The sequence below is a fragment of the Mesorhizobium sp. M7D.F.Ca.US.004.03.1.1 genome (assembly GCF_003998635.1).
Classification (GTDB): Bacteria; Pseudomonadota; Alphaproteobacteria; order Rhizobiales; family Rhizobiaceae; genus Mesorhizobium; species Mesorhizobium loti.
On record NZ_RZQG01000066.1, the window covers coordinates 1 to 13717 of the forward strand.

The 13717-nt window shown below is 57.6% G+C and carries 9 protein-coding genes and 1 pseudogene; 2 read left to right on the forward strand and 8 right to left on the reverse strand.

The genetic code is table 11. The features are described 5' to 3' along the window. Positions 1-866 precede the first annotated feature (866 nt). The 4 genes and pseudogenes from EN935_RS06690 to EN935_RS06705 form a co-directional block, all read right to left on the reverse strand. Positions 867-2195, reverse strand: coding sequence for a HAMP domain-containing sensor histidine kinase (locus EN935_RS06690; RefSeq protein WP_063169275.1), 1329 nt, complete (start codon positions 2193-2195; stop codon positions 867-869). Next, the gene (locus EN935_RS06695) at positions 2192-2851 is read right to left on the reverse strand and encodes a response regulator transcription factor (protein ID WP_024505389.1); all 660 of its coding nucleotides are present in this window, start codon (positions 2849-2851) and stop codon (positions 2192-2194) included. Before EN935_RS06695 ends, EN935_RS06690 begins: the two co-directional genes overlap by 4 nt. A 619-nt stretch (positions 2852-3470) precedes the next feature. Further along, a pseudogene (locus tag EN935_RS06700) lies at positions 3471-3903 on the reverse strand (helix-turn-helix domain-containing protein); the annotation flags it as partial. Between the two features lie 244 nt (positions 3904-4147). Next, positions 4148-4606, reverse strand: a complete 459-nt coding sequence (locus EN935_RS06705; protein ID WP_224570033.1) for a response regulator transcription factor — start codon at positions 4604-4606, stop codon at positions 4148-4150. 751 nt (positions 4607-5357) lie between these two features. On the opposite strand from EN935_RS06705, the gene EN935_RS06710 reads away from it, so the two are divergent. Then, complete coding sequence (locus EN935_RS06710; protein WP_063169274.1) at positions 5358-6479, forward strand: DUF418 domain-containing protein; 1122 nt, start codon at positions 5358-5360, stop codon at positions 6477-6479. A 1543-nt stretch (positions 6480-8022) separates the two neighbouring features. Beyond that, positions 8023-8235, forward strand: a complete 213-nt coding sequence (locus tag EN935_RS06715) for a cold-shock protein (RefSeq protein ID WP_008874821.1) — start codon at positions 8023-8025, stop codon at positions 8233-8235. Between the two features lie 228 nt (positions 8236-8463). On the opposite strand, the gene EN935_RS06720 is transcribed toward EN935_RS06715, so the two are convergent. From EN935_RS06720 to EN935_RS06735, 4 genes are all read right to left on the reverse strand, one after another. Further along, on the reverse strand, positions 8464-8934 hold the full coding sequence (locus EN935_RS06720) for a MucR family transcriptional regulator (protein ID WP_024505385.1): 471 nt from the start codon (positions 8932-8934) through the stop codon (positions 8464-8466). Between the two features lie 894 nt (positions 8935-9828). Next, positions 9829-10371 (reverse strand): tetratricopeptide repeat protein, encoded by a 543-nt coding sequence (locus EN935_RS06725; protein ID WP_082826568.1) that lies wholly within the window; start codon positions 10369-10371, stop codon positions 9829-9831. 53 nt (positions 10372-10424) lie between these two features. Next, positions 10425-12488 (reverse strand): type III secretion system export apparatus subunit SctV, encoded by a 2064-nt coding sequence (gene sctV, locus EN935_RS06730; RefSeq protein WP_063169272.1) that lies wholly within the window; start codon positions 12486-12488, stop codon positions 10425-10427. Positions 12489-12720: 232 nt separating this feature from the next. After that, positions 12721-13611, reverse strand: a complete 891-nt coding sequence (locus EN935_RS06735; protein WP_024505382.1) for a hypothetical protein — start codon at positions 13609-13611, stop codon at positions 12721-12723. Positions 13612-13717: the final 106 nt, after the last annotated feature.

Consider the following 13717-nt stretch of genomic DNA (forward strand, 5'->3'; position numbering starts at 1 on the left):
GCCTGAGCATAAAGCGTGCTCAGCTTTCAGGGCGAGCCTCTTTCATGTTGATAGCATCTGTCGTCATTCAGGATCGCCCCATTTTCGCATGCCGCTTGCAGCTTTCAGACTGTTGTCAGCCAGGGCCGCCATAAAGGGTCTCGTTTAACGCATTCGGGAGGCTTCATCACTCGACCACATTAATTTCGGGCCGTTCGCCGGCGCTCCGAATGGCACTTAACACCAGATCCTCTCCAAACCCGTGATGATCCAAGAGGAAAACGAAAAATCCCTAAATCATAAAAAAGCACCGATACGGTCGGCTCCAGGCTGATGAAATTGCGGTCTCACTGGCCACGCACGATACTTGCGATGGCGATGGCCATTGCAAAGGCCGGTCAAGCACCCAAGACGCTGACAAGCACGCCTCCGACCAAAGCTCGATCGTTGGCAGCCTTTCTAGCCGTATACTTGGGGCATTTTGGGACGGCGATCCGGACGCCGATTAAAACCTGCCGGTCGTCTAAATGGAATGGTTGGTCCGGGTCCTTACTGGACCTGCGCCAACCCGATCGGGCCGGCGCACAGGGGCACCCAGACAATTGGACACGTCGCCTTTGCGCGGCGGCTTGCACTTTCTCGGATGGCCTTTTTTCTCCCCGGGCGAAATCGAGCGAGCGGTGAGGCGGAGCCTTCGATTTTGCCGATCATGTCGTGTCGCTTCGATCGAACTGCTCAGACGATGATAGCGGCATTGATTGCCGCGGCCGAAATGCGTTGTGTGAAGTACGATTTCTACGCCGTATACATACTGCCGTACAGTTCGCCCTGTCAGCAGCCTTGCCAGCAATCCGCCCTGTGTCCAACTGTCGTCGAATTCACCGGTGTCATTGAGGAATTCGTATGATCGCCTCGAAACCATCATTGCGACCGCGGGCGGGCGACGCAAGCTCTAGACTGCCACCGATCCGCTGGATAACCATGTTAGCGATATGTAGACCAAGGCCTGAGCCCGCAGCAGGAGTAGCACCACGACTAAATCGCTTTGTAAGCCCTTCGAGGTCGGGGAGGGGCACCACCGGTCCGGCGTTTGCAATAGCGATGGTTCCATCAGTTTGGACGGAAACTGTTGTCGGAACAGTGGGCAGTCCATGTATCAGCGCATTCTCGATCAGGTTACGAAGGAGGATCCCAAACGCATCGACATCCACTTTGCGCATCAAAGTGGGGCAGCCGTCGACGTTAAGATGCAGGCGTCCGGCATATTGCGGCTTTTTCCTCAGGTCATCGATTTCCAGCCGAACCGATCGGACAAGATCGATCGCGTGATCCGCCATGCCAACCCCCGATTCGGCTTGAGCGAGCTGAAGCACTTTTTCGACAAGGCGGCCAAGGCTCGACAGCGCTTGCTCGATGCCGCGCGCACGCATTTTGGCCGACCCATTGGGAAGCTCGGCCACTAATCTCTGCATCTGAGCGATTGAACCTGCGATCGGCGTGCGCAGTTCATGCGCACTGTTTGCGGCGAACTCGCGTTCGGCCTCGAGAGCCGCCCGCAGACGATCGAGAAGCCGATTGACGGATGCCGCGATTGGAGCCAACTCTGCCGGGAAATCGCCCAAGTCCATTGGTGACAGATTGCCGCCGTCGCGCGATCCGATCTGCTGTCGCAGTACCTCGATTGGCCGCAGCGAGCGCCGGATCACGATCCACCAAACAGCTAAGCTAAAGGGCAGGAGCACGAGTGTCGGAAGGAAGACAAAAAGTGCGCCCTTCGCGATTGTGGTACGGCGGCCATCAAGCGGTTCGGCCAACTGATGATACACGCCGTCTTGGATCTCCTCTGTGTAGACGCGGTAATCAGCGTTTCGCCAAAAGCCGTTACTCAGGGGAGCATCAGGGAAGGGCTGCTGACCCTCTTCCGGTTCAGAAATAAGCACTACCCCGTACTTATTAATAACCTGCTCACGATAGGTCCAGTACTTTTCATAAGTTGGCAAGTGGTTATTGTATTGATCAACGTGTTTTCCATTCAAGACCTTGATCAGCTCTGGTTCTCTGTACTCTGCGCTCCCCTGGAGCAAGTCATCCGAACTTTCGTTTACATTATTGCAAAAAATGAACGCAGCAATGGTTGGGGCGGCGATCCAAACCAGGAGCGTTGCCCCGCCTAACCACGATATCAGCTTTCTCGTCATGCTGTTCGAGTTCGTCATGTGACCACGAGCCTGTATCCGGAGCCACGCACGGTTGCTATTCTATCCCCGCCGATCTTCTTGCGGAGCCGGCTGACATAAACCTCCACTGTGTTGCTCTCGAACTCCGAATTGAATGAATAAAGCGCGTGCTCGATCCTCCCCTTTGAAACGACCGAACCGGGCCGGCGTAGAAGGCAGTCGAGCACCGCCCATTCGCGTCCAGACAGGTGGACCTCCTGCCCGTCGCGGAAGAGGCGTCGCTCGGCTGCCTGTATGGAAAGCGTCCCAACCGAAAATTGCGGCTCCGGAAAATGCCCTTGGCGACGTGCCACTGCACGGATGCGTGCCGAGAGTTCCCCCAGATCGAACGGCTTGACCAAATAGTCGTCGGCGCCAGCGTTGAGCCCCTCGATGCGATGCGAAATCCGATCGCGGGCTGTCAGAATGATGACCGGCGTTGTATCAAGCCCCTTGATCAGCTCCCGCAGATAGTCGATGCCATTGCCGTCCGGCAGGTGAACGTCGAGCAAAATAACGTCGTAGCCGGCCACAGCTGCATGACCGCGCGCTCCGGACAGGCCCTCGGCCCAGTCGACCGCGTGGCCACCAGCCACCAAATGATCGTGCACAGCACTTCTAAGGTCGTCGTCGTCTTCAATGAGCAGTATTCGCATCAGGCTGCCGAGCTCCGGTATGAGGGCAAGGCTCCTGCCTTATTGATCGAAGCTGACAGTAGGCTGAACCGGCGCCAGCGAATATCTGGGGGCTTTCAGGCTGCTGTCAGCTACAATTGCAAGAAAGGGGTCGTTAACAAAGCCAAACGAAGAGGCCTTATGAAACCCCTCCTGATCTCGGCACTTTTGCTCAATGTGACCACCGGCGGCTGTACACTGGTTGGCGGGCAATTCGACGTGGCGGTCAACGAATGGCAGCCGCGCCACGCGTCAATGTCCAGGCTTGAAACTGACAGGTGTCTTAAATACGAGGGCACCGTAGCGGGTGCCTCCAGTTATCGAACAGTGCCTAGCAGGTCAGAAGTGCACTTTGACCATAGGGGTCGTCCGTATTTTCGGCGCTCGCGAACAGAGTCGACGGTCAATCGATGCGCCACTGCCAGAGTCTGGAACGGTCAAGTGTTTGTTATCCCCCGTCCGGGCCATATTCTCTGCCGAGGACCAAGAAGGCCCTATTTTCGGTGCCCACGAACAGAGCCAACGGTCAATCGATGCGCCACTGCCAGGGTCTGGAACGGTCAAGTGTTTGTGATCCCCTGTCCCGGCCGTGTTCTCTGCCGAACTCGCCCTTGTAGTCGGCACACCAAAGATCGTTAGGGCGACAGCCGTTTGAAAGTGGTGTCCCCGTCGCCCTGTTGCGCCTGCGCTTGCGGCGCTCGACCATGCCGTGGCGGTCGAGCACGGCATGCACGGCCGAGATCGCGGGCCGGTGCACATCCGGATACAGCCGGGCCAGCCGCTCGCGTATCTTCGGCGCACCCCATGTCGGCTTGTCTTGCTTGAGGCGCACAATCAGCTTCTCGATTTGAAACGGAAGCTGATTGGCGTGGCGATAGGGCCGCCGCGATCGGTCCGTCAGCCCTCCAGGCCGCTGTCGTTGTAGCGCGTGAGGATCTTGTAGCCGGTCTTGCGCGAGATATCGAACTCCCGGCAAAGCACCGCCATCTTCTCGCGTCCAGCAGCCGGGCGACGAACTTCAGCCGCTCTTCCATGACGTTACACTCCTTCCAAGGCACCTTGCTCTCCTTGCAAAGGGCCGAAAGTGTAACCCATCTATCCGGAATGAACTGTCACCCATCTCTCGGGAAGGAAAGTCATGGCCAAGGCAACTGGAAGCCGAATTTTCTTTTAGAGTATGAATCAGCGCCGTCTGCCGAAAAGCGCGTCCACGATCTTCCCTTTTGAAACGACCGTGCAGGGCTGGGGCAGACGGTAGTCGAGCACCGCCCATCCGCGTCAAGTCAGGTAGACCTCCTGCCCGTCGCGGAAGAGGCGTCGCTCGGCTGCCTGTATGGAAAGCGTCCCAACCGAAAATTGCGGCTCCGGAAAATGCCCATGGCGACGTGCCACTGCATGGATACGCGCTGAGAGTTCCCCCAGATCGAACGGCTTGACCAAATAGTCGTCGGCTCCAGCGTTGAAGCCCTCGATGCGATGCGAAATCCGATCGCAGGCTGTCAGAATGATGACCGGTGCCGATTCAAGTTCCTTGATCAGCTCCCGCAGATAGTCGATCCCATTGCCGTCCGGCAGGTGAACGTCGAGCAAAATAAGGTCGTAGCCGACCACAGCTGCATAATCGCGCGCTTCGGACAGGTTCTTGGCCCAGTCGACCGCGTGGCCACCAGCCACCAAATGATCGTGCATAGCACTTCCAAGGTCCTTATCGTCTTCAGTGAGCAGTATTCGCATCATGCTGCCGAGCTCCGGTATGAGGGCAAGGCTCCCATCTTATTGGTCGAAGCTGACAATAGGCTGAACCGGCGGCAGCGAATTATTTGGGGAGCTTTCAGGCTGCTGTCAGCTACAACTTGCAAGAAAGGGGTCGTTAACAAAGCCAAACGAAGAGCCCCTATGAAACCCGTCCTGAACTCGGCACTTTTGCTCAATGTGACCCCCGGCGGCTGCATCAGCAAATTGATTTGGGAAACAGGCGCGCCGGTTCTAATGACCGACGCAGGCCGAGGTCTGGAGCTGGACCAGCGAACGGCGTCTTCGGTTTTTCAGGCAACAGCCACATGGAAGAATATGATTGGCTCGACCATGCGCCGAGCTTTGTCGAACGGATTGGTCGCGGGCGCACTACCACAGATTATGGCAGGTTTACGCCCTGGCCTTGACACCCGGGGTGATCGTCACCGGCGGAGCCGCGGCGTACTGATCGGATATCTAACGTCGCTGAGTCTCTCGTCGGTGCAGTGGATCTCTCGGCTTAGCCATCATGCAAAAAACGACGGTTCCGCGACACCACTTTTCAGGTCCGTGACACAGGCTTTGTGAGCCGATCTGTTGTTCTTACCCCAGGCTAATGGCTGAACAGCTCTGTCGCCGGCTCGATGCGCCAGATGGCGCGATGTTTTGAACCCTTTCACGAGGCGACGGCAGCAGCCGACCGGCTCTCCTATCGCGGCTCCCGCGATCCACACACCCAACAAGGGAATCTACCATGGTAATGAAGGCACCGGTTGCCGACGCTAGGAATGGGTCGGTAGTAGATCGGCTGGTCGGCATCGACCTCGCTCGGGGCCTGGCTGTCTTCGGGATGTATGCCGCCCATCTCGGTCCCGACCCCGGCGAAGGAGGACTAGTCGGGTTTCTGATGGAACTAACCCATGGGCGGCCGTCGGCCCTGTTTGCCGTATTGGCCGGTTTTTCAATCCTCCTGATTACAGGTCGCAAGGCGCCGAAGTCGGGGATAGCCGGTAGACAGGCCATCGCCAGAGTCGCAATTCGTGCCCTTGTTTTGCTCGCGCTTGGCTCAATCCTGGGCTGCCTCGGTACCCAGGTCGAAGTCATCCTAGAATACTACGGAATTTGCTTCTTGTTGGTATTGCCGCTCCATCGGCTCAGCGCATATCAGCTGGGCTTGATCGCTGCCGCTACGGCATTAGTTCTCCCGCAAGTCCGTTCCTCCCTTCTGTCGGTTGCCCCCAACCTCCTCGACCCGGTCTTCAACCTCATGGTCAACGGCTACTATCCCGCGGTGACCTGGGTTCCTTTCCTCATCGCTGGCATGGCCATCGCGCGCCTTAATCTTAATACGCTAGCAGCGCATTGGCGCCTTGGTCTGGCGGGGGTCGCGCTGGCCGTGTTGGGCCATGGGGGATCCTTGCTCGCGCTGAGTTCCCGCGCTTTGACTGAAACCTCCTTGTGGTGGTCTGACGTTGACGGCGCTTTTGAGCCTTCCAAGTCGTCATTTATAGTCAAGTCGTCATGGATAGCCGCACCTCATAGCGAAACGACGCTTTCGATCGTGGGCAGCACCGGTTGCGCAATGATCATCTTGGCGGCTTGCATGCTCGCTGTGGATGCGCTCCCGCGTCTGCGAAAGCTGGTCTGGCCAATAATCGCAGTCGGCTCGATGTCTTTGACGGCCTATGTGCTGCACATTGCGGGAATAGCCTATCTTATGAAGATAAACATTTTCAAAGACGAGAGCCTGTCCACGCTCTTTGGCTTCGTTGTGGTTATCAGCACTTTTGCGGTGCTTTGGCTGCGCATCTTCCAGCGAGGACCGATGGAAGTGCTGATGGGTAGGGTCGCAGATCTCGCGCGTCACATCCGCTGAGCACCGCCGCGCCCCGGCCTCCCGATCACATTACGGACAAGGTGGGGCTTTGTCCAAAGCTTGTTCGCGGCAGGGGAGGGTACTTCCTCCCAGCCTGCCGCCTTGTTGATGGAAGCTAAAACGGTCGCGCAGGCGCTAGAGTTGCATCGGCATAATCAGCTTAAACTCGCGAAGTTAAACCCGCGGTTGGTCTATCTCGGCCCGCCTCACCTGAAAGGCTAAGGTATCCGTTTCGGTCAAGGGTTTTAGGGGCCATTTTCGCTGCGCCTTGAGGAGAGCGTTTGCTAGGATGAGGAGCTTTCGCAACAAGATGATGACCTTTGCGGGTTTGCCTGCCGCCTTTAGCGCCTGGTATTTTGCCTTGAGGTCGGGGTTGAAGCGCAGGGCGAAGGGCCGGGCATGTAGAGGGCCTGGCGAACATTGGCCCGGCCGCCCCGGATGAAGGCGCGGCCGCTCCATTTTGCCGAGGCCGGCGAGGCTTGCGGCCTTTGGTTCCGAGTTCCGGCATGTCGATGGTGAGTGTGCAGGCGGTGGCATCCGATGCGCCATATGCTGGTCAGGATTTCGCGGCGCTGGACAGCGTCGGGATCGGCTTTCATGAGGGTAAGCATCGTCTGATCGATATCGCTGAGTTCACGTGGATCTGCTTCCAGCCACTCGTTGTTGTGGCGCCTGAGCAAGGCAAGCGGTCAAGGTCTGGCTCTGGTGCTGGCTGCGGTGCGATCCCCGCACGGGCCAGGTGCCGATCGTGTCGACGATCCACCTCGCCGCGACCAGAGAGCTGCTACTCTCTTCCGCTGTTCATTCTGGCCTCTTCGCAATGAATGTCATAAAATCACCTGTCGCAATTAATGGTTTTTGATTTGGCTCCTACAGCTGGCAGATATCGCCGAGAGTTCCGCAGAGAGCGTCGAAAGTTTTGGCCGCCTTCTTCCGCAGCCGCGCCTTGAGTTTTGAGCAGACCTGTCTTGATCGGGTTGAGATCGGGCGAGCATGGCGGCAGGATCAGGAGCCAGTGCCCCTTTGGCCAACCAGTGGGCGGCGCGTACCTTGCCGACAATCTGGGGTTCCGAACCCGACAGTTGGTTTTCAACCCGACAGTGGCCCGCCTCAGAGCAGGCTACCGCCCTTCGGAGCAGGCAGAAGCTAATCGAGGTTCGCGGGTTCCGGTTTGAATGTGCAGGTCGCTGCGCGCCTGATCTTTCGGTCTGGCGGCACATGACAAAAACTCTCATTTTGGCCGACGATACCCGGTCAGGAGCGGGTATCGCAGTCGAGAAGCGACCCGAGCACGTCCACAAGATGTGCCGAGTTTGCAAGGTGTGTCATTGTTTCTGTCAACGTTCGAGCGACAGCGCACGACGAAACGTCTGGCATACGCCTCGTCTGGCACGCGCCTCGCATATGTTGCAGTTGCTGCTGGAGATCAGGCGATCGAGTGGGCCTTGCAATTTTCCGATTTTGATGCGCCTAAAGTCTCGTGTACAAATCAGGCTGGCGTGAATGGCCTGCCTAAGTTGCGACTTATTACAAAGGAATGGATATGGCGACTGGAACGGTGAAGTGGTTCAACAGCACGAAGGGTTTTGGTTTTATTCAGCCTGACAACGGCGGTCAGGATGTCTTTGTCCACATTTCCGCTGTTGAACGAGCGGGCCTGTCGACCCTTAATGAGGGCCAGAAGATCAACTACGAGGTGGAACAGGATCGCCGCACGGGAAAGTCCTCTGCAGGCAGCCTCAGCAAGGCTGGCTAACGGTCCGGGAAAGCCTTGGCAAGGTTCGTCATCGCCGGAACGCATTGACGGCTCGAAACCCGGGCCGGAGCATGCAAGTTAATGCCGCGGCAGGGATTGCTGGAGCCATCATGAATTACTCTGGAAATGAGGCTCTTGGACGGGAAAGGCGGGGCTCATCCCCGCCCTTTGATTCCGCGCAGATTGGGCCAACGGCTGCTGCGCGTCCGAACGACTGTTGATACGGATTTAGGCTGCGACCTTCTTGCGGGTCCGTTTCGCCGGCGCCGTGGCTGGGGCTTCCGGCTCTTTCGGTTTGCGGCCGAGTCCCATGGTCTTGGCCAAGGCGGAGCGCGCAGCGGCGTAATTCGGCGCCACCATGGGATAATCCGACGGCAGACCCCATTTGGCGCGATATTCGTCTGGGGTCAGACCATAGTGCGTCGCCAGATGGCGCTTTAGCGATTTGAATTTCTTGCCGTCTTCAAGGCTAATGATGTAGTCCGGTTCGATCGACTTTTTGATCGGGACAGCAGGTTTTTTTACAGGCACAGGCTCTTCTGCCGGTATGAGTCCAGCCGTGCCGTTTAGAGCCCCGTGCACTTGGGCGATCAGGGCAGGAAGCTCCCCCGCCGGGACGGGGTTGTTGGAGACGTAGGCTGATACAACATCGGCAGTGAGCTCGATGAGGATGTCGGTCTTGTGGGGTTCTTCTGTCATAAACTTCTCCGGGCAGCTTGAAACACAGTTGGGCGAAGTGTCGCTTCATAGTGGCGGTTGCCGCTGAAAGCAAATGGATCGACGGGTGCGCTGCTCCTCCACCATTGAAGTCTCGGCGACGCATCCCGTCATCGTCCATCGCTAAAGGCAGCGTATTGAATTATGGGAGCGGTCGCGCCCGCCCCACCATAGCGATACAGCAAGACAATCAAAAAAGCCGGTCTTTGCTTGGCCCCAAATCTTTTCTCCTTTCGTGAACGCTGAGCTGCCAAGCTGCTACAGTTCACCTCGCGGGGCAACCGTGCACAACACAGGAGTTGCCCGAGCGATACATTCTTCACTTGCCGCTTATCAGCGCTGGTGATTGCACTTTGCAGCCTGCCTCCGGACCCGCAGCGCTCACGCTGTTGGTTTTGCGCCTGCAGGCGTCGGAAGTCGGATCGCCGCAGCTAATTTCCTCAGGCGGACGAATTCAACAAATCGATTGTTTGGATCGAAGGCATCCACACCATCGATGCCTCTAGAATATGATCCAGCTACAATCACCGTGCTGTAATGGCAGGGACGGCCAGCACAAGCGCGACACGATCCGGCGGGTCCATCGCTGCGTTACGTATTCATGGCTACTGCATCGGGCGCTCGGTCGACCGCCTTAAGCCAGGTCGCCGCATTGCGAGACGGTGACCGGCGAGGGAGAGGGCGCTCTGGCAACGAAGCGAGGCGGGTGGCCTTGCGGGTGGCCGCGTGATGTCATCCGGCTCTCCTGCCGATCTCTGCCGGCCAGATCTGGAGCAACTGTTTTGCATAGATATGGCTCTCTTCAGGGGGCCATCTATGATGGGAGCCGAGCGCGTGTTCGAGCCGGGGAACAGGCTGCGCATGCACTGTGCCCACCTATTGCGATCGTGCTAACCTTGGTTGTTCGGACTTGCCGTTAAAGGCAAGCGACAGATTGAAGTTATGCTGCACCATCTGATTGCCTGGCTCGTTTTCGAGAGCTCGCCGATACAGGGCCTGTGCCGCGTCATGCCGCCCCTCAATGTCCAAAATCACGCCCTTCGCATTCAATGCACGTACGTTTCCTGGGGCTGCAACCAAGACGCTGTCGAGCACCTCAACCGCTTCGTGCGGGCGCTTCTGGCCCACCAAGGCATTTGTAAGTCGTATCGCCGCATCAACATTGTCCGGGTGCTGCTTCACCTCATCCCGCAAAGCCCGCTCTTGAACATCCTGACCAACTTCGCGCAAAATGCGTTCGCGCATAGCCGGATCGATTTGATCGGCGCTGAGCAACTCGGGGGAAGATGTCTCCTGCACGGAAAGAGCCGGCTTTTGCCAGCTGGCGCAACCGCCCAAAGGCAGAATGGCGAGTACGGCAAAAAGAAGTGAGTTCCGGCGCAGAAACATAGGCGATGGAGAAACTGTATTACTATTCATGTTATCTCTCAGTTATCGGGGAGGCGCGTGGCGTTCAGTTAGGAAAGGTGGGACTACTCTAACAATCCGCTGTTCGATCCGTGCGGGAGTGTGACGGATCCTGCGGGGCGAATTGTAAAGTCGGAGGCGAGGTCTTGATAAGACAGCACGGCGAGATCAACCCCGTTTCGCGTCAGAAAGCCGCGGACGAAACGTCGGACATCCATCGACGTCAACAGAATAGGGCGGGTTTGACCCGGTTCTGCGTTCGAAAGGACCTGACGTATCTGTGATAGCATCGCTTCGCTTTGCCGATCCTCCAGTGCGAGATAGGGGCCTGCATCCGAATCTCGAACCGCGCCACGCATCACATCCTCGCTCTCGCGCTCGACGACCAGGGCGGACACGATGCCCTCCGTGTTGGCATGGCGGTGGCAGATCTGTCGCTTCAAACCAGAACGGACATATTCCGTCAGCAGGGCAACGTTCTGCTCACGCTCGCTCCATTCGGCCAATGCCTCCAACACGAGACGGGTGTGGCGGATTGGGATACCTTCCTCCAGGAGGCGGCGCAGAACATCGGCAATCCGAGGAATCGGCGTCGTGCGTAGCACCTCTTTCACAAGCTCAGAATATTCCTGCTCCATTCGGCCCAGGAAATGTCGGGTCTCTTGGATGCCCACCAATCGCGGTGCGTAGCGGGTCAACGCTGCATGGACGCGCAAGGCGAGGAGTTCGCCGGGAGCCCTATGCTCCGTGCCGGCGCCCGTAAGGGCCTTTGCAGGGGTATGTTCAACCGGGAGTCTGTCCGTTTTCGGCTCACGTCTAAGGGGGACACCGCTCGAGTCGACGTGCGCTACATCGGCTCGGAGCGCCATCTGGTTTGGATCTAAGGCGTCCTGTTCGACTGGCACGCCCTCGACATCAATTCGGAATTGCGATTCAGGCAGCTGCTCGTCAACCAAGACAGGGATGCGAGGAACGATAATGCCCAGATCGGCTGTGACCAGGAGCGAAACGCGCCCAATATGTTTTTGCAATTCGGCTTGATCGACCGCCTGCATAAGATCTGGCGCTAGAAAAAATGCGATCGGGAATTCCTTCGCAGGCGCGGCTTGCTTAGGCTCCGCTGCAGTTCCACCTTTCGCATCGGCAGTGCCGGCGCCCAGCACATCAGCCTTGACAATGCTTACCGCAGCGAACACTGCGGCCAGCATCAGAAAGACGGGGAGGGGAAACCCAGGAACGAACCCCATTACAACCAGGACGCCGGCCGCCAGTCGCAAGGCTCGAGTGCTGGCCGTGAGCTGACTGACCATTTCTGTACCGAGGTTGATCCTCGCCGTCCCAGTCACACGGGTGACGATGGTCGCCGCAGTAATGGAGAGCAGAAGGGCCGGAATCTGCGATATCAATGCATCGCCTATCGTCAGCAGAGTGTAGTGATGCAGTACCTCGCCGAAGGACATGCCCTTGGAGAGCAGGCCGATCGAAATTCCACCCAGCATGTTGATGCAGATAACCACCAGCCCGGCGATGGAATCGCCCTTCACAAATTTCATCGCGCCGTCCATCGCGCCATAGAGTTGGCTTTCCTTCTCCAATTCGGCGCGCCGCCGGCGGGATTCGTTGGCATCGATGTGGCCGTTGCGTAGCTCTGCGTCGACCGCCATTTGCTTGCCCGGCAGAGCATCCAGCGTGAAACGCGCCGCCACTTCTGCCACCCGTTCGGCACCCTTCGCGAGGACCATGAATTGCACCATGGTGACGACCAGAAATATGACGAAACCCACCACGATATTGCCTGAAATGACGAAATCGCCAAAAGTATGAATAATGCTGCCGGCCTCCCCCTCGGCCAGGATCAGTCGCGTCGTTGCGACCGTGAGCGCGAGACGGAATACAGTGGAAATCAAAATAACGCCGGGCAAAGAGGAAAAATCAAGTGGAGTACTGACATACAGGGCAACCATCATCAGCAGTATGGCCAACCCCATATTGAATCCTATCAGGGCGTCGACCACCACGACCGGGATAGGCATGACCATCATCGCGACAGCCAGAAGCAGCATCAACGCAACCATTAAATCCGGGCTGGCCGGCGCACGCTTGATGAAGTCACGCAGGACGTTGGCCATCGAGACACCTTTGCAATCGGTTGAGACTTACTCTGCTGTTACGCCATGAAACGTGGCTTTCGAACTCCGAAGGCGCCTCAGCCTTGGCCAGCGCGTGACCCTGCATGAGAGCCACAAGCAGGCGCGAAATGGCTGGGCAGCAAATGTTTCCAACGCAGCCAGCTTGTCAGCACCGAGCGCGACAGGATGTTTGGCTGGCCATAGAGTGCTGCTTGATGGGGCCTGCGAGCTTTCAATATTGGAGAGCAGCAATGCGGCCATTCCTGCTCAGCAGCACACGGCTGTCCTCAATACGTTCGACCACCCATCCATCAGCCAAAATGGCGCCGACAAAATACTTCTCGCTGTCGATGACAATATATGGTTGGACCCCATGCCACACAGCTTCGACCGCGATTGCGGATGGCGCCTTCTCCTCTTTGATGAGCACTCCGTTCACCAGTGTTAGAGTACCCTTGGTGCGACGATCGAACGATTGCTGAAGCTTCTGCCAACTGATGACCGATTCAGACGTGACGGTGCCTTCGGCGGTCACAACACCCTTTGCCGACCCAATCTTGACGTCGAGAAGACCCGCTCGATCGACTTCCTCCTGCAGCTCTTGGGCCGCTGCCTCCGTAAGTTCATTGTCAGCGCGGTGACTGATCGTTCTGGACGCGACTTCAGCCCGAAGTGAATTGGGGCTCGATCCACTTGCATTGCCAAGATAGGAGATCGTGCCTGAAAGCGCGCCGATCCCGAGTGAGCTGATTATGACCATGGCGAGCACACCGATCGGTAGGCGCGGTATGCCGGTCGAACCAGGCGGCTCTGCATCCTGCACGGACAAAGCAATGGACATCTCGCCTACGAGCAGGACGACAGGAAGGGGCACAACAACGGACTGGCCTGCGGCGATATTCCGGTTGCCCTCGATACTGAGTCCGGGTGCAAGCGCCTCCAGTTCGATCGACTTGCCAAGAAGAGTTACACGAAGGTGATGCGGTGCCAGTCCCTGCTCGACAAAGACCAAATCGGCATCGAAGCCGCTGCCGATTAAACACTTTTGAAGATCCGTCTTGCCGGTCAGACCGCAATAGTGCCCCGAACGCACTTCGAAACGGAGGGAAACGGCGTCATCCACAGAGCATCTCTCAAACAGGATAGAAGCCGCATGGCAATTGCCATGCGGCTCATTTCGGGACTACGTCGCGTCAATAAGGAGACGCGCTAGGGGGCAGTCTAAAACC